We start from the raw sequence: 17,320 nt of genomic DNA, 5'->3' as shown, positions 1-17,320 counted from the left end.
GCGGCGGGATGCGTTGCTATACTGCGGGCCGGCCTCACAGAACGCATCAGGGTTGAACCAGATGGCATCAACAACCAACCATAGCAATACCACGTCGCTTTCGGCATCGACAGTCGTTGCCGGGACGGCTGGACACGTCGACCATGGGAAATCGAGCCTCGTCCGCGCGTTGACTGGCATCGATCCAGACCGGCTCCGTGAGGAGCGCGAGCGGGAGATGACGATAGACCTGGGGTTCGCGTGGCTGGGTCTACCCGGAGGGCTGTCGCTCAGCGTCATCGACGTGCCCGGACACGAGCGCTTTATCAAGAATATGCTCGCCGGCGTCGGCGGGATTGACCTTGCGCTCCTCGTGATCGCCGCAGACGAAGGACCGATGCCGCAGACCGCAGAGCACCTCGCCATCCTGGACCTGCTCGACATCCAACACGGCATCGTCGTGCTGACGAAGCGCGATCTTGTCGATGCAGAGTGGCTGGAGCTGGTTACAGAGGAAACACGCGAACGACTTGCCGGCGCCTCGCTCGCGGACGCGCCGATCGTGGCGGTGGATTCACTCTCACGAGCCGGTCTGGATAACCTGATCGCCCAGATCGACCAGCTCGCCTCGGCGCTGCCGGTCAGATCGACGGCCGGGCGTCCGCGGCTCCCGGTCGATCGAGCGTTCACTGTCGCTGGCTTCGGGACGGTCGTAACCGGGACCCTCAGCGGCGGTCCGCTTGAGGTCGGCCAGGAAATCGAGCTTGCGCCGGGTGGGATTCGGAGCCGTATCCGCGGCCTCCAGAGCCACGGACGGAAGACAAACCGCGCGCTACCCGGCTCGCGCACAGCGGTCAATCTGACCGGGGTCGATCGCGAAGCCGTCCATCGCGGTGATGTGTTGACGACCCCCGGCTGGTTGCGACCGACCGCGCTCCTCGACGCGCGATTGCGGGTCGTCGCGGACGCACCAGCTCCGCTGGAGCAGAACGAGCCAATCGACGTGTTCGTTGGCGCGGCCGAATCATCGGGTCATCTGACTCTATTGGACACAGAACACCTGTCACCAGGGGCCGATGGCTGGGTCCAGATCCGCCTCGACCAACCGATTGCGGCGGTGGCCGGCGATCACTTCATCATCCGTCGCGCATCGCCTAGTCAGACGCTGGGCGGAGGCCGGATTGTCGACACGCAGCCCCGTCGCCATCGACGATTTCGGAACGACGTGCTGCAGAATCTCGAAACACGGTCGACCGGCACCACCGAGGAACGACTCGTTCAACTACTGGCCGACGGGCCGATCGAGCTGCGGACTCTGGCTGAACGGCTTTCGATCGACCTCGATTCCGCTCGATCGTCGGTGGCTTCTGTCGATGATCTCGTCGCGCCGCTGGGCCCGGGGGACGATGTTCCACTCGCGCCAAACCGCCTGATCATCCGACGCGATCGGTTGGAATCCGAGCGCTTGTCGATCGTCAATCTGCTACATGACTATCACCGTTGATGGCCGCTCCGACGGGGCATGCCCCGAGAGGAGATCAAGAGCCGCATCACGATCCGTGGCCGAGCCGCCGATGCGCTGCTGCAATCGTTGGCAGCCGAGTTCTCGATCGCTGACCTCGGGAGCCTGATCGCGCTACCCGACCATCAGATCGCGCTCTCGCAGGATCAGCAGCGGCGAGCGGGCGCTTACCTGGCAGCGCTGGCTGCCGAGCCAGTGTCCCCGCCCGCGCCCGACGCATTCGGAGTCGATCCCGACCTGCTCGCGGCGATGGCGGAACTCGGACAGGTCGTCCGGATCGCCGACGGGGTCGTCTATGGCGTGGATGAGTTAGCGCAGATCGAACGACAGGTCCGCGAGATTATCGACGAGCGTGAAAGCATCACGCTGGCGGAGTTCCGTGATGTCTTCGGAACAAGCCGCAAGTACGCCCAGGCTGTGCTCGAATACTTCGACCAGCAGCGCGTTACCCGCCGCGTTGGCGACGCCCGCGTCCGCGGGACAGCCTGATATGCGCCGCCTGTTCGTCGCCCCGCATCCTGACGATGTCGCACTCTCATGCGGAGGCGCCGTCGCGATCGCGGCGCGAGACGACGGGGCCCAGATTGTCACAGTCTTCGCCGGCCAGCCGCAGGGAGGAGTGGGCGCCTTCGCCCGATCGCAGCATGAGCGCTGGGGTCTGGAAACGAACACGATCGCCAGTCAACGCCAGGGTGAGGATCGTTGCGCCGCCGCGGCGCTCGGTGACCGGGTCACGCCGATATGGCTCGACGAGCTCGATGCGATCTATCGCGACCCGCGATACGACTCGGACGAGGCGCTATTCGGGAGGCTGCTCGACGAGGACATGCCGACGATCGACCGGATCGTCGAGGCATTGTTGGCCCTCGATCCCGAGGAGCTAGTCGTCCCGCTCGCGATTGGCCATCATGTCGATCACCAGATCGTCCTTCGTGCCGGCCGCCGGCTGGCTGCACGAGGGGTACGAGTCTGGGCGTATGCCGACCTGCCCTATGCGCTGGACCGGCGCGCGATCACCCCGCGGCTGGCGTCCGGCGTTGCCCGCGAGGTTCGGCTCGTTGGGCTGGACGACGACGCGTTCGAACGCAAGTGCCGAGCGATCGATTGCTACGCGTCCCAACTGCCGGTTATCTTCCGGGACTGGGGGGACCATCGTGACGAGCTCGACAGCTATCACCGCTGGATCGGCGGCGGGAGGCGGGCCGAGGCCCAATGGCGCGTCGTGCCATCGCGGCTGGCAGGGTGAGCTACCCCGCCGCGCCTGAGCGCGCCGCGTTGATCCCGTCGCGTAGCGCCAGCGCCGCCGCCCGGGCTGCCTGCTGAAAGTCGCGGCCGGCCGATGCGTAGGTGATGGCGCGGCTGGCGTTAACCAGGATGCCGTAACCCTCCGCATCGAGGCCGGCCGACACAGCCGCCGCAAGATCCCCTTCCTGTGCGCCAACACCCGGGATCAGGATCGGCAACTCCGGGGCCGCCTGGCGAATCTCGGCAAGCTGGCGCGGCCAGGTAGCTCCTGCCACAAGCCCGACGTTCCCTCCGCTGCTCCACTCACGAGCGTGGCGAACGACCGCCATCGTCACTGTCTCGCTCGCGCCATCCCCGGCGAGAAGGCGATCCTGCAGCATGCCACTGCCGGGATTGGACGTCTTGGCCAGGACAAAGATCGCGCGGTCGGAGTAGGCGAGGAATGGCTCGAGCGAGTCGTGACCGAGGAACGGGTTGACCGTCACCGCATCGTAGCGCCATGTCTCGAAGACAGCCTTCGCGTATCCGGCGCTCGTCACCGAGATATCGCCAAGCTTCGCGTCCAGCAGCACCGGGATATGGGAAGGCACATCGTCGCGCAGGCGCGCCAGCGCCTCGACACCCGGAATGCCGTACTGGAGATAGAAGCCCATGTTCGGCTTGTAACAGCAGGCCAGATCGACGGTAGCCTCGATGATGGCGCGGTTGAAATCGGCAACCGACTCCGGGGTACGGGCGAAGCCATCCGGGAATCGATTGATATCCGGATCGAGCCCAACACAGAGAAGTGATTCTTGCGTCTGCTGCGCGGCGCGGAGCCGTTGAGAAAATGAGCTCGAATCAACGGTCACGAGCAGTCCTTCCGTCACGATCGGCCAAGGGTATGAACGTAAGGTCAACCGTGACGATGATATACTCGCTGGAGGCTTACAGACCAACCGGGTCCACTCCGCGCCCAGCACCGATCAAGGCGCTTCGTAGGCAGCCCGGTCGGAGACGGCAGGGGGACTGACCACGATGGCAACGACTGCTCCAACCATCTCCGATATTCTCGCCGCGCGCCTCGTCGTCAATCGCTACCTCCCGCCAACGCCGATCGTCCGCTCGCCCGCATTGGACGAGCACCTTGGCCTCGCGCTGACGCTCAAGTGCGAGAACATGCAACCCGTCGGCGCATTCAAGGTGCGTGGCGGCATCTACTTCATGAGCCGCCTCGATCCGGAGCAACGCGCGCGTGGCGTCGTCACAGCATCCACCGGCAACCATGCGCAGTCGATCGCCTACGCGGCCCGCGAATTCGGGGTGCGCGCAGTGATCTATATGCCCGAGATCAACAACCCGGACAAAGTCGCGGCAACCCGGCGACTTGGCGCGGAAGTCGTAGAGTCGGGCGCCGACTTCGATGCGTGTCGCGACGAGGCGGAAGCTCACGCGCGACGCGAGGGCATGCGGTACATCCATCCCGCGAATGAGCCCTGGCTCCTGACCGGAGTCGGCACCTATGCATTGGAGCTCATCGAGGCTGCCCCGGATCTTGACACGGTGATCGTGCCGGTCGGCGGCGGCTCCGGAGTGTGTGGGACGGCGATTGTGTTCAAGGCGATGCGCCCGCAGACACGCATCATCGCCGTGCAAACGCGGAATATGCCGGCCGTCTATGAGTCGTTTCATCAAAAGCAGATGATCTCCCTGGAGGGCGGCAGCACGTTCGCCGAAGGACTGGCCACGAGAGTGCCGTTCGAGACACCATTTCGAATCATGCAGGAGCTCGTCGACGATGTCGTGCTCGTCTCCGAAGAAGAGATGCGCCAGGCAATGGTGCTTCTGCTCGACAAAGCACACCTCGTCAGCGAAGGCGCTGGCGCGGCATCATTAGCAGCTGCCGGGTTGCTGGCGGACGATCTCCGCGGCCAACGAGTCGGGTTGATCGTCAGTGGGGGTAACGTAACGCTCGACACGCTGCAACGAGCGATGTGTGATGAAGCACCCTGGCCGTAGGGCGAGGATCAGGCCGACGCGGGGAGGGTTCCAGAGCCGATGCTGGAGATGTTCAGTCGATGGCTGCGACGATACCAGGGCATCGAGGCTAATCCGCTCTACCGGCTTGCCGCCGACGTCACCGTCGGCCGGATGCCGCTCGACCGCGCGCTGGCCGCTGCTCAGTCGTTCCAGGTAAACGGTCGGATTGCAGACGGTGATCTGATCGAGCTCGATCACCAGGTCGAGTTCGAATCCCGCGTGAACCCCGAGTTCGCGCTCACCCTCGCCCAACTGAACGTTGCGACCGCGCACGCAAAGGGGTTCGAGAAGGTACTCGTCGACCTGCACCTTCGCGTCGCTGATCTACTTGTCGATGATCGCGACGAGCGCGAACGCGAGCAGCAGTTGCGCGACGCACTGCTGACAGCACAGCGGATCTCCTACGTTGCCGGCCAGAAGCGCTCCCTCAACCGACTTGCCCGAAGCGCATTCGAGCGCGGCGAGACGGAGATGGCGCGTGATCTTCTGATACAGCAGCTCGATGCCGGCCGCGAGGAGAGTGACACCCGCGACGACATCCAGACCGCGATCCTGCTGGCCGACATTGCGCTGTCGGACGGCGACGTTGCCGACGCCCACGACCTCTATCATCGGGCCGCCCGCAGCGCCCGGCGCATCGGGGACTACTCTAGCGCCGTGGACGCGCTACTCCGCCAGGTTGCGATCCTGCGCGAGCGCGGGGATCTCCACGGTTGCCTGATGCTGCTCCAGCAAGCCAGCGATGCCGCAGACCGCACAGTCGACGACGCGCTCCAGGCCGAGGTTGCCTTTCGAACTGGCGCGCTCATGCTCGAGCTGGAGATGCCAGAAGTGGCGGCCGAACGGCTCGATATTGCACTCGACCGCTCGCGCCGGCTGGGCGACCTGTCGATGGAATCCCGCGCGCTTGCGATGCTTTCGCGCCTCGACCTCCAGCTCGACCGACGCGACGACGCGCTGCGCCACTTCGACGAGGTGATCGCGCTCGAGACTCGACTCGGCAACCGGACCGAGGTTGCTCGCGCAAGGTTGACGCGCGGACAGATCTACCTCGAAGCAGACCGGCCGGCAGACGCGATTCGCGAGCTGTCTGACGCTCGCGACCTCATCCGCCAGGTCGACGACCCGCAGTTCAGTGTCAGGACGCACGGGCTGCTCGGGAGCGCGCTGATGCTGGTTCACCGTGAGGTTGAGGCGCTGAACGAGCTGGAGAACGCCGTCCATGGCGCGCGAGCATTGGGCGACGTGCCGGGTGAAGCTCACTGGTTGATCGCGGCCGGCGAAGCGATGCTGCGCTCCGGGCAGAGCGATCATGCGTCGGCCCTCGCGGAACGCGCCGAAGAGCTGGCCCGCATGACCGCCGACAACGCGCTGCGCGCCGAGGTCTTCAACCTTTCCGGACAGATCGCGCTCGTTGAGCGCCGGCTGGACGACGCCGAGGACGCGTTTACCTCGGCGACCGCAGCCGCGCGCGCGGCCGGGTTGCCGGGCCAATCGCTGCACTACTTCCCGTTGCTGGCCCGGTTGGCCGCCGAGTCTGGAGCGATCGATCAGGCGCTGCGCTACATCGATGCCACGATCGACGAGGCAACCAGATCCGGGGAGCCGGGCATGATCGCTCGGCTCCATTCGCAGGCCGCCAGGTTGCTGACGCAGTCTGGCAAACGCGAGGCCGGCGAGCAGCGGTATATGCGCGCGGTGGACGCCGCCGCGGAGACCGGCGACGATCTCGTTCGAGGTCGCGCGCTGCAAGGAATCGCCGCGATCTACGATACGGCCGGAGACCTTGAGACCGCGCTCGACTTCTACCGCGACGCGCTTCAGGCCGCGATGATTGCCGACGACGAGCGGACGATCGCAACCGCGCACTACAACATCGGCGCGATACTCGTCGACGAGAATCGAGACGAGGAAGCCCGCAACCATCTCACCCAGGCACGAGACCATGCCGAACAGTTGCGTGACTTCGCGCTTGGCGATCGCGCGCGCTCATTACTCCGGCTTCTGACGCCGCCGCCCGCGCCGTATTCGGCCTGGAACGACGACGAATCGATCGATTTCCCGATCAGCGAGGAGCCAAGCCGGCCCCGTCCGGCGCCACCCTACTGACCGCCGCTCGATAGCGCGACGACAGCCGGCCAGATATCGCCGGACTCATGACATTCAGTCACAAATCGCCTCAAAATCGCTTGACCCCGACGCCACGAAGATGCAGACTGATGGCGTACACGGTTGGACGCTCGAGCGGTGCAAAACGCCAGTGCCGGGTTATCTCGGGGCGTGCCGCGCTGTGCGCCACGCATGTCCTTGTGGAACCTCGCTGTCCGGCGCGAGCGCCGAGAGAGATGACTGCGCGACACGAGTCCCATCCTGCTTTCGGGCTCAACCTGACCTGTCGCGGACTTGACGCACCTTCACCGCTGGCGTGGGGCATCCGCGGGGCATGCCGTATCCAGCGGGCTGAGAGGACGACGCTTCGTGGAACTGCTCGCGGGGCTCGTGCTGAGCCTCACTGCCGCGGTCGTCGGTGCGTGGCAGATCACGCGCCGGGATCGCCCGCTCCACGGGCCGATCGACGATGGCACGCTCGGGCTGCCACGTATCCAGCGGTGGGACGAAAGCTACCACCCTCCCAGATTCCAACGCCTTCGATCGCAATTCCCTCGTTTTGAGCTTAGCCGGCTCGGCATTGTGCTCTTCATCATCTTGTTGGTGGCCGGCGGGGCGTTTGCGCTCTACACCCGGTCGGTGTCGCAGAACGCTTCGCGCGAGGATCGCTTCAGTGTGGGTATGTCGCGCGTCAACCAGCACGCGGCTGAAGCCCGCAGCGTAACCGACCCCGCCGTCGCATACACTGCGCTCGTCGACGCGCGCGCCGAGCTGGATCGGCTCGCGCCACTCGCGAGCGATGACACATCACGAGACGAAGTCGCTGCCCTCCGGGGAACGATCGACACCGCGCTCGCGGATCTCTCAGTTTCTACGCCGGTTGTTGGGACTCAGATCATCGGGAACTATCCAGCCGCGCCGGCCGGCGTCGTCCCACAGGTCATCACAGCCGGTGGGCGGTTATTCATGCTGTCGGACGCCGTCTATGAGATCGACCCGATCAACTCCGTTCTGGTCCAGCTGCTCAAGCCCGGCGATGTCGTTAGCGATGCGCCAGTGCTCGTGCCCCGAGCGCTCACCTGGCGGGAAGATCGACTGATGGTCATCGACGCGACCCGCGCCTACACGCTCGATTCATCGACCGGGCAGTGGCAGGCGCAATCCCTGTCGACACCCGACACGGCCGGCTACGTCAACACGATCGCCGCCGAAGCCTTCGACGGCAATCTGTACCTGCTTATGCCAGCCGACGGGAAGATCCTGAAATTCCCGGCAGACGCCTACGGGGCAACGCCCGAAGATTGGGTCGGCACAGTCGCGAAAGAAGACCTGAAGTCCGCCGTCGATTTCGCGGTCGACGGCCATGTCTACGTGCTACTCCGCGATGGTCGTGTCCTTGATTTCTTGCGCTCGCGACTGAAGACGACCTTCGCGCCCGCGATCATTCCTCCTCTCAGCAACGCGACATCGATCGTCGCCGAGCCGAATCAGGCATTCATCTACCTCCTGCATGGGCCGGACGGCCGTATCCTGCGACTGACCCGCGACGGCGCGCTGACGCAGCAGATCACCGCAGGTGATGCCGCGGATCGCCTTCGGGGCGCAATCGGGCTAACTGTCGACGAGGAGAAGAGCATCGCCTACGTGCTCACCGAGACGTCGGTCGTTACCGTCCGGCTGCCAGCTCCGCCCGCGTCCAGCGACAAGGTGACGCCAACAGCGGGCGAAACGCGATAGCGGCAGCCCTCCCACGTCGAGACAACGCCACTGTCATCGGAACAGCATGAGGTCCCGGCAGCCACTCACTCTGACCCCGCCACGTCGGAAGACGGTTGGCGGCATGAACCCGAGCCGGCAGCCAACAGAGTGTCGTCCCGTCCGCTGCGTCCACTGCCGCTTGCCATTCTCTGCCCCGGCAACTACGAAGAATCTCCCTCGCGCTTGTTCGTCGTCGCGGGGGAGATTCTTCATGTGTGAGTTCGGGATACCGGGGCAGCGGACCGACTACTGATCAGACAACCTGTGAGGCGGAATGATCAGGCCTCCGCGCTCGCGACCTGCCCGTCCGTCTGCGTCTCACCCTGCCAGGCCTCGCCGCCACGGTGCCGCTCGTAGAGGAGCGTCATGCCGATGACGCCGAACGGATAGAGGAACGCGAAGAAGATGCTGCTCATGAAATTGACCATGTCAACCGGTCGGGTCGGGATCGCGACCAGAAGGAAGAGCGCCAACAGCGGGCCGGCCAGACCGGTGAGCATAAGCAATGACAGCTGTGTCAGGAGTGTGCGAGGGACACTGACATTCACCGCTTTCGCGCTATCAGCGATTGCCTTCTCTGGCACATCACCTCCGGCGACAACTGTCTGGGGAATGAAGATCATTCGCACCAGCATCATGATCGCGCGGGGAATCCCAACGATCGTTATCGCCTGTCGGAGCGCTGCGAGTATCGCCCTGAAGCGGGCGATGATGATCGGCACGATGAAGCGGGAGCCCTGTTGGTAGGACTCAACGACTCCAGGTCGTCGTCCGCGACGGAATTGGCCCATCGCCCAGACGATCGTCGGCTCGACAAAGATGAGCGCGGCAACAGCGTTCAGGCTGCCGACCAGGAGCAGCAGGAATATTCGGACGCCTGGGAATCTGCCCATCATCGCGAGGAACGGGCCAATCGGCGGGATGTGGAAGATCAGAGTCTGCAGCGCCGCGAGGAGGTAGGCGATCGGGATCAGGCAAGCGCCGATCAGCAGGAAGGTGTGGAGATGACGTCGGTAGTAGGCGTATGCGCCACGAGTCTCCTGGCTCGTGTACGCGAACATCAGCCCGAGCACGACAAGCAACCCGCCAAGAATACCTGCGGCAATCGCGGGGGCTCGCGTAAAGGCGACAAGCACGCGTGATCCACCACTGACGGCGCCGCAGAAGATGCCGAGGGGGGCTCGTCCGAACCCTTCGAAATCGGGGGCGGTGAGGCTGGTGTCGCGGACGTTGTTGCCCCACTTTACCGGCTGAGTCCACGAGGTCTTATCATTCGGGCCGGTTGGGCCGTTCCATTCGGAGCGACGTAGCTCGCCCCAACGTCCGTCAAAGGCAAGCCAGGCAAATGGGTCATCCGGCCCCGTCGGCGTATGCGGCACGACAACCGCCTTCATCGCGTCGCGGCGATGCGGACCTCTCGTCGTCTCGCAGCCGAATCCGGTGCCATTCTCAGCAAGCCCGAGATACACACGCTGCTCGAAGAAGCTGGCATGCGCCCCCCGCGCGACATAGACAACCGGATGCCCGTCCTCCTTCGAGAACTTCTTGTCGTTCCAGTCAGAGCGTTCTCCGCCGCCATGTTGCGCATAGACGACACGGGTTGGCTCCTTCGTCAACGCTTCCTCGGCGGTGTTCGCATCGAAGAAGAGCATCACCATCTCCCAGTCGCCCTCGTGGTTGTTGTTCCAGTCGTTGAAGTAGTAGTACATCCAGTATTGCAGGGCCAGCTCGTGAGAGCCGGGCTCCTGGTAGATGTGCGCGTAGGCGACGAAGGGCCAGTTCTCGGTGGACATGCGGTCAGCGAAGTATCGGCGATAGACACATCCCGGACGCACGGGCGAGCCTGGGTAATCGAGATAGTAGCCAGCGTCACGGCCGTACAGATCGGCGGCCGACGGCGCGTCCTTCACCAGCTCCCGAGCGCCATTCGCAGTGCCATCGACGGACTTCATCAGGGGGATATCGTCGCGCTTGAGGACAAAGTCGACCGCGACGGGGTCAAATCCCTCGTTCTCGGTGTCGCAGATATTGGAATTGACTTCGCGAAGATAGACGACCGGCGCGTAGCGATCTGCGAGTTGCTGGGCCGGCCCGGCGTCGGCGGACGGCGGCGGATCACCAATAGTCGTGCTCGTAACGCCGCCATCCGCCGCTCGGCTTTGGCCGGCAGGCACGAACGCGGCGAACACGACAATCACCACGCTCACCAGCACGAAGATGAAATGCACCGTCCGTCGGGAACGGCCAACCAGTAATGGGCTCATGGTGCTCCTCGCCGCGTCGGGACGTCGCCCCGACGACACTCGCCGCCAACGATATCGGATGGGCGTTGTGAATCCTAAGCCATGTCCGCAACCCCGAACGCCACGGCAAGGGCGCGACCTGGATCATCCGGAATCGATCTCCTGCGCCACCGGGAATGGTCGTCGAGTGAGGCGCGAAGCCCCCCGCGCACGTCAATCGTGGCACGATAGTCGCCTCTCGCGCCACAATCGCCACCACGGTGACGTCGAGGAATCTCGCAGTATGACCAATGACCCGCTCATCACTGACTCACTGAGCTATCTCGATTGTCCGAGAATCGAGATTCGCGCTGATGTAGAATCGCAAGAAGGAACGTAAAGGATCTCGTTCGCCACAGCCGCAGCTCGCGACTGTTGCAGAAAACACCGGCGCCCGGACGCATGAAACGCATCCACGGCGCCCGCCAGCATGGAGCGGGAACGTGGCGATGCTCGAATTGCGCCTGCTTGGCGTGCCAGACGTGATACTCGACGGCGAGCCTGTCCACCTCAATCGCCGTCCATCGCTCGGCCTCCTCGCCTATCTTGCAGTCACCAGACGCTCGCACACTCGCGAGGATCTCACCGCGCTTCTTGCCGGCGAGCTGCCAACCGACGCGGCGCGCAAACGCTTGAGAAACGCCCTTGCCGACCTCGTCAATCACGGACTCGGCCCGTTTCTTGAGATCAACCGGCGGTCTATCGGGCTGCGGCCATCGGAACGAGTGACGATTGACGTCGACCGTCTCGACGCGATGCTGTCGAACCACGGCAGAGAGAAGACGGACGACTTCGATTGGGCGAGCGCCCGCTGTGATCACGAGTTTCTTTCCGGGCTCGACATGGATGATGCGCCCGGCTTCGAAACATGGCTCGCGTGGGAGCGGATTCAGCGTCGCCGGCAGCTCACGACAGTCGTGGATCGTATTCTCGAGTCGCTCTTGTGGAGTGGCCAGCACCAGCGAGGCATCGACCTGGCCCGGCGATTGCTCGTCGTCGAGCCGTGGCACGAACCAGCCCATCGTATGCTGATACGCATGCTGGCTCGCGACGGGCAGCTTGCTGCCGCCAGGGCGCAGCATGCGCTGTGTCGTGAGGCTCTGGCTACTGATCTCGGTATCGAGCCACAAGCAGAGACCGTCGCGTTGATCGACCAGCTTCACGCCGAGCCCTCAGTAATCCGCAACAATCTCCCTTCAGTGCCGGCAGTAGACGGCCTCATCGGGCGCCGCGAGAGTATCGACACCATCACCAGATGCCTTGTTGACCCGGCCTGCAGGCTTGTGAGCCTCGTCGGGATCGGTGGGATTGGTAAGACGAGTGTCGCGATCGCCGCGGCCCGCCGAATTGCTATACCGGCCTGGATAATCCACGAACACCCGTTCGCCGACGGTGTCTATCTGATCGAGCTTCACCAATCGCCAGCAATCGATCCACGCATGAACGAGGCGGATGCGGGCGATCGACTCATGGCGGCGATCGCGCAAGCGCTCGAGATTCCCTCCAGCGATCGAGGCAACCAGCTCGACCGGATCGTCTCGTTCCTTCAGTCGCGACGGCTGTTACTCGTGCTGGACGATGTGGACGAGGCCGGCGGCGCAGAAACCGTAATAGCCGGAATCCTCGGCAATGCGCCACGGGTTACAGTCGTCACGACGTCACAGTCCGCGCTTGGTCTGGCAGACGAGTGGACGATCGAGCTGGCCATGCTGCCGGTCCCGACGACCGCGCAAGAGGCCGAGACAACGCCGGCAAGCCAGCTTCTGCTCCATGCGGCTCGACAGGCGGGCGTTGTCGTCTCCGAATCGGACTGGCCGGATATCGTGCAGATCTGCCGGCTTGTCGGCGGCATGCCGTTGGCGCTGACGATTGCGGCCAGCGCGCTCATCGCGATGTCGCCCGCCGATGTTGCGCGCGAGCTAGCCCACGGCACGGCGCTCTTCGAGACGGTCGCGACTCCGCATGGTCGAGCCACGATTCGCTCCGCCTTCAACGCGGCGATTGACGGACTGGCGCAGCCGCAGCGAGACTCGCTGCCGCGGCTCGCGGTCTTTCCCACTACCTTCGACCGTGCCGCGGCCATCGCAGTCGGGTTGACGTTCCCGGATCTCCTGGCGTTATCCAGACGCTCGCTGCTGGAGCGTGACGCCCACGGTCGCTACGCACTCCACCCACTCGTGCGTCGACTCGCGGTCGAACGGCTGGTCGAGCGCCCGGACGTCGAGCGGGATGCTCGATCGCTCCACGCGGCGCACTTCGCCGCATTCACCAACCAGGTCGCGCCATCGATAGACCGGTCGGACGACGCGCCGGCAACGATCGCCCGGGACCTCGCGAATATTCAGGCGGCCTGGGACTGGAGCGTTGAGACGAGCAACCTCCAGCAGCTCCAGCAGCTGTTTGATGGGCTGGATGCGTGGAGCCGGCGAGCCGGGCTGTACGATGACTGGTATCGACGGATCGAACGCGCGATCTCCCGTCTGCGTGGCCACAGCGACGACCCAGCCCGGGCTGCGCTCCTGACGCGGCTCTTCGCCGGCGCCGCCGACATCTGCGTCTGGCAGGGCGACCCAGAGCGTGGGCTCGCGCACATCGCGGACGCCCGGAAGATCACCGAGCAGGGAGGCTCATTCGAGGTCGAGGCGCTGCTCAGTCTTATTGAGGGCCGGCTCTTGCGCTTTCATCGTAGCTCTGCGATTTCCGCCTCCGACGCGTTGCAACAAGCCCGCGTTCTGGCGAGCGTGTCGAGGCAGCCACAGGTCGAAGCACGAAGCCTCCTCGAGCTCAGCTACTCAGCATACGACAGCGAGGATTACCGCCTCTCGACCACGTACCTGCAGCGAGCAGCCCGCCTCTACCACATGCTCAACGATCGCCACGCACTGGCTCGGACGACGCTGCAGCAGGCCAGGTTGCATGAGGTGACTGGCGCCTTTGCCGCGGCGCAGACCGAGTTCGAGCAGAGTCTCCGGATCGCGACATTACTGGGCGACCGTTCTGTCGAGGCGTTTTCGCTCCTTGAGCTCGGAATAATCCACGACGTCGCGCTCGGCCGTCACGCCGACGCCGACGACTACTTCGATCAGGCCTCGGAGATCGCGCAGCTCACAGGCGATCCCCACCTCGACGGCAACATTCAGCGAGCGCGCGGACGTAATGCGATGCGCGTGGGTATGTTCGACCACGCCCGGCGTCACTTCGACCACGCGCTCGACCGGGCAATCGATGTGCGCAACGACCGCGCGATCGGCCACTCGTTTGCCTGTCTCGCCCAGCTTGCCCTCGCAGCAGGGGACCGTGACACAGCAATCGATCGCGCTCAGCAGGCGCTCCAGATCGCGCGAGACACCGGTCGCCAGCACGCCCAGGCTACATTGCAGCTCGTGCTCGGAGGCGCGCACGAACAGCATGGCGACGGCATCTCGGCGCTTTCTGCCTACGCCCAGTCGCTCGCGCTCGCCGAGCTGCTCGCAATCCCACACATTGCCTGCGATGCGCTAACCGGGATCGCGAACGTCTCGCTCTCGAACGACAGCTTCGACCTGGCCGGGCGCGTCGCGAGGCAGGTTGCCGATCATCTGCTCCAGCGACGCCTCGCCGGGTGCGAAGAGCCAGGTCGCAACATACTCGTCACCTACCGGGCGCTGACATCCACCGGAGACCAGCTCGCGAGCGAGGTCTTGCGGGCCGGCGCGTTGCTCATCTCCCAGCGCGCTGCTCGCCTGCCGGCGCAACAGGGACGCCGGTACGTCGCCGCGTATGCCGATCGCGCGACCATTCTTCGCCACTATCAGCCGATCACGGGCGATGGCGAGTGTGCTGGGCATGGTTCAAGCCTGCCAACCTCGGCGCTGATTGTCGATGCCAACAGCGACTAGCGCGATGTCCGTCATCAGATCCTCCTGGTGAGCATCGCTAATGAGTCAATCCTGAGTCAATCCACGTGTAAAGTTGAGATTGGACGCCCACGAGCGTGAGCGTCCGGAAGGTTCAGCGACATCGGTATGTATAGAAGGGGCATTCGTGGCCACACTTACAGTTCTTGAGTTTGAGACCGCAGGCGGCGCTGAAGAGATGGTCAAGGCGCTTGGCGACCTCCAGCGGCAGAAGCTGATCACGCTGCAAGACGCAGCTATCGTCAGCTGGCCCGAGGGCAAGAAGAAGCCGAAGACCAACCAGCTGGCCAACTTGACCGGCGCGGGCGCGATGTCCGGCGCGTTCTGGGGGCTGCTGTTCGGGCTGATCTTCTTCGTGCCATTGCTCGGCATGGCCATCGGCGCCGCGATGGGCGCGCTCGGCGGGGCGATGACCGACTTCGGCATCAACGACGACTTCATCAAGAAGATCCGCGACGAGGTGACCGAGGGAACCTCTGCGCTATTTCTGTTGTCGTCGGGCGCCGTGCCGGACCGGCTCGCCGAAGAGATGAAGGCCCGCAACATCTCGTTCAAGCTGGTCGCCAGCAACCTCTCGCAGGAGCAGGAAGAGCGGCTCCGCGAGACCTTCGGCGCGGAGTAGTCGACGAGACGAGCAAGGCTGGATCTGTTTCGGCACAATACCCGAGCCCGGTTGGTAACGCACGAAGCCAACCGGGCTTACTATACTCGGAAGCACACAAAGTCAATTGTCATCAGCGCGCAGAGTCCAATGGGCGTTGACTCGGGCAGGAGTCTGATCCGTTGACAGAGGCTATCGACCATAACAGGCAGGGACAAGGGGCCGGCGCCCCGATGGCAGCGGTCATCAAGGCCTCCTGGCTGCCGATGGTCATCATCGCGCTGGCTCAAATCCAGCTGGGATTCAATGTAAATGCCCTGACGATCTCGATGGGGGCGATCGTCGAGGATCTGCAGGTTCCGCCGGCGATGGTCGGGACGGCGCTGGTCGTCTATTCGCTGGCCGTCGCGGGTCTGGTGATGCTCGGCGCGAAGATCGGGCGGATGATCGGCTCCCGGCTCGCGTTTCAGATCGGCATCGCCGCGCAGGCGGCCGCGATGGCAGTCATGGCATTGGCTTTCAACGCCGAGCTGATGCTCCTCGCTCAGGCCATTGCCGGCGTCGCCGCTGCGCTCGCCGTTCCGGCGTTCGTCGTCATGATCGCGAACTACTACCACGCCGCGCAGCAGGAACAATCACTCGGGCTCCTCGGCGCGGCCCAGGCCAGCTCGAGCGCGCTGGCGTTCCTTGTCGTCGGCTTTATGAGCATGGTCGTCAGTTGGCGCTGGGCATTCGCGATGCTGGTCGTCGTCGGGGCGATCATCGTCATCCTGAGCTTCCGGCTGGAGGTCATCGAGCCACGGAAGGGCATCCGGATCGACTGGCTCGGCGCGATTCTCGCCGCCGCAGCTGTCACACTGATCAGCCTTGGGTTCAACAGTATCAGCGCATGGGGCCTCCTCGTTGCGCAGCCCGACGCGCCATTCGACATGGCCGGCATGTCGCCAGCGCCGCTGATGATCATCGCCGGCGTGGTGGTAGGGCAGGCGTTCTTCACCTGGATGCGCCGACAGCGCGCCAATGAAAAGCCGACCCTGTTCGCGATCGAGACGCTCGACACGCCCAAGGAACGATCTGCAACCTTCGCGCTCCTGGTGATCGCGGCGGTCGGGCCGGCAGTCAACTTCCTGTTGCCCCTCTACATTCAGATCGTGCAGGGACGCACCACGATGGAGACGGCGATCGCCATCGTCCCCTACGCGGTAGCGATCTTCATCGGCGCAACCTTCGTCGTCCGTGTCTATGGCACGCTGTCGCCGCGACAGATCGGCCGCTACGGGTTCGGGATGGTCGCCGTCGGTGTGATTGTGCTTGCCTACACGATCAACAACGAGTGGGGCACACCGATGGTCGTCGTCAGCCTGCTGGTCATCGGGCTCGGCGAGGGCTCTCTGCTGACGCTGATGTTCAACATCCTGGTCTCGGCATCGCCGAAGGAGCTCTCCGGTGACGTTGGCGCGCTCCGCGGAACGGTCAACAACCTGGCGACCGGACTCGGCACTGCGATTGCCAGCCTGCTCGCGATCGCCGCGCTTGGCATCATCGTCAACACCACGGTCAAAGAGAGTCCGGTCATCCCGCCCTCGCTGGTAGACCAGATGGAGCTCGACACCGTTGACTTCATCGACAACGACGAGTTGGAGGCGGTCCTCGAACAGGAGACGACCGCAACCGATGCCCAGATCAAAGAGGCAGTGCGCATCAACACCGACGCGCGCCTCCGCGCACTCAAGATCTCTTTTCAAGTATTGGCCGGGCTCGCGCTGCTCGGCATCATCCCCGCTGGCGGGTTGCCGCCATATCGGCGCGGGGAGATTCCAACGGATCTGAACGTCGGCAAATCCGACGCGACGGAGGAGGAGCGTTCTCCCCCGCCGCCCGGCCCGGCCGGCGATTAGGACATGGTGGT

At 64.4% G+C, this 17,320-nt stretch carries 11 protein-coding genes and 1 pseudogene; 10 read left to right on the top strand and 2 right to left on the bottom strand.

The genetic code is table 11. The annotated features are described in order from the left end of the window. Positions 1-61 precede the first annotated feature (61 nt). The 4 genes and pseudogenes from selB to V9F06_15195 all read left to right on the top strand — a co-directional run bounded on the left by selB (position 62) and on the right by V9F06_15195 (position 2,747). Positions 62-1,483, top strand: coding sequence for a selenocysteine-specific translation elongation factor (gene selB / locus V9F06_15210; protein MEI2618957.1), 1,422 nt, complete (start codon positions 62-64; stop codon positions 1,481-1,483). A 12-nt stretch (positions 1,484-1,495) separates the two neighbouring features. Next, a pseudogene (locus V9F06_15205) lies at positions 1,496-1,606 on the top strand (DNA/RNA-binding winged helix domain-containing protein). 144 nt (positions 1,607-1,750) lie between these two features. Next, positions 1,751-1,990 carry a SelB C-terminal domain-containing protein gene (locus V9F06_15200; protein MEI2618956.1) on the top strand — a complete coding sequence of 80 codons (240 nt, stop codon included), beginning with the start codon at positions 1,751-1,753 and terminating at the stop codon, positions 1,988-1,990. A gap of 1 nt (position 1,991) precedes the next feature. Continuing rightward, on the top strand, positions 1,992-2,747 hold the full coding sequence (locus V9F06_15195; GenBank protein MEI2618955.1) for a PIG-L family deacetylase: 756 nt from the start codon (positions 1,992-1,994) through the stop codon (positions 2,745-2,747). Between the two features lies 1 nt (position 2,748). Here V9F06_15195 and pyrF read toward each other — a convergent pair whose 3' ends face one another. After that, positions 2,749-3,597, bottom strand: coding sequence for an orotidine-5'-phosphate decarboxylase (gene pyrF / locus V9F06_15190; protein MEI2618954.1), 849 nt, complete (start codon positions 3,595-3,597; stop codon positions 2,749-2,751). Positions 3,598-3,763: 166 nt separating this feature from the next. Here pyrF and V9F06_15185 point away from each other — a divergent pair, with 166 nt between their 5' ends. The 3 genes from V9F06_15185 (at position 3,764) to V9F06_15175 (ending at position 8,611) form a co-directional block, all read left to right on the top strand. Further along, positions 3,764-4,744 carry a threonine/serine dehydratase gene (locus V9F06_15185; GenBank protein ID MEI2618953.1) on the top strand — a complete coding sequence of 327 codons (981 nt, stop codon included), beginning with the start codon at positions 3,764-3,766 and terminating at the stop codon, positions 4,742-4,744. Between the two features lie 39 nt (positions 4,745-4,783). Beyond that, positions 4,784-6,874 carry a tetratricopeptide repeat protein gene (locus V9F06_15180; protein ID MEI2618952.1) on the top strand — a complete coding sequence of 697 codons (2,091 nt, stop codon included), beginning with the start codon at positions 4,784-4,786 and terminating at the stop codon, positions 6,872-6,874. A gap of 369 nt (positions 6,875-7,243) precedes the next feature. Next, positions 7,244-8,611: a hypothetical protein gene (locus tag V9F06_15175; GenBank protein MEI2618951.1), complete on the top strand. Its 1,368-nt coding sequence runs from the start codon at positions 7,244-7,246 to the stop codon at positions 8,609-8,611. 299 nt (positions 8,612-8,910) lie between these two features. Here the strand turns inward: V9F06_15175 and V9F06_15170 are convergent, their stop codons facing one another. After that, positions 8,911-10,896: a Vps62-related protein gene (locus V9F06_15170; GenBank protein MEI2618950.1), complete on the bottom strand. Its 1,986-nt coding sequence runs from the start codon at positions 10,894-10,896 to the stop codon at positions 8,911-8,913. A 467-nt stretch (positions 10,897-11,363) separates the two neighbouring features. On the opposite strand from V9F06_15170, the gene V9F06_15165 reads away from it, so the two are divergent. The 3 genes from V9F06_15165 (at position 11,364) to V9F06_15155 (ending at position 17,309) form a co-directional block, all read left to right on the top strand. Then, on the top strand, positions 11,364-14,792 hold the full coding sequence (locus V9F06_15165; GenBank protein MEI2618949.1) for a BTAD domain-containing putative transcriptional regulator: 3,429 nt from the start codon (positions 11,364-11,366) through the stop codon (positions 14,790-14,792). Between the two features lie 145 nt (positions 14,793-14,937). After that, positions 14,938-15,432 carry a DUF1269 domain-containing protein gene (locus V9F06_15160; protein ID MEI2618948.1) on the top strand — a complete coding sequence of 165 codons (495 nt, stop codon included), beginning with the start codon at positions 14,938-14,940 and terminating at the stop codon, positions 15,430-15,432. Between the two features lie 212 nt (positions 15,433-15,644). Beyond that, positions 15,645-17,309 (top strand): MFS transporter, encoded by a 1,665-nt coding sequence (locus tag V9F06_15155; protein MEI2618947.1) that lies wholly within the window; start codon positions 15,645-15,647, stop codon positions 17,307-17,309. Positions 17,310-17,320 lie beyond the last annotated feature (11 nt).

The sequence above is a fragment of the Thermomicrobiales bacterium genome (assembly GCA_037045155.1).
In the GTDB taxonomy this organism is placed as follows: domain Bacteria; phylum Chloroflexota; class Chloroflexia; order Thermomicrobiales; family CFX8; genus JAMLIA01.
Note: the sequence above shows the minus strand (reverse complement) of the source record. Positions and strands in the feature narration are given on the sequence as shown.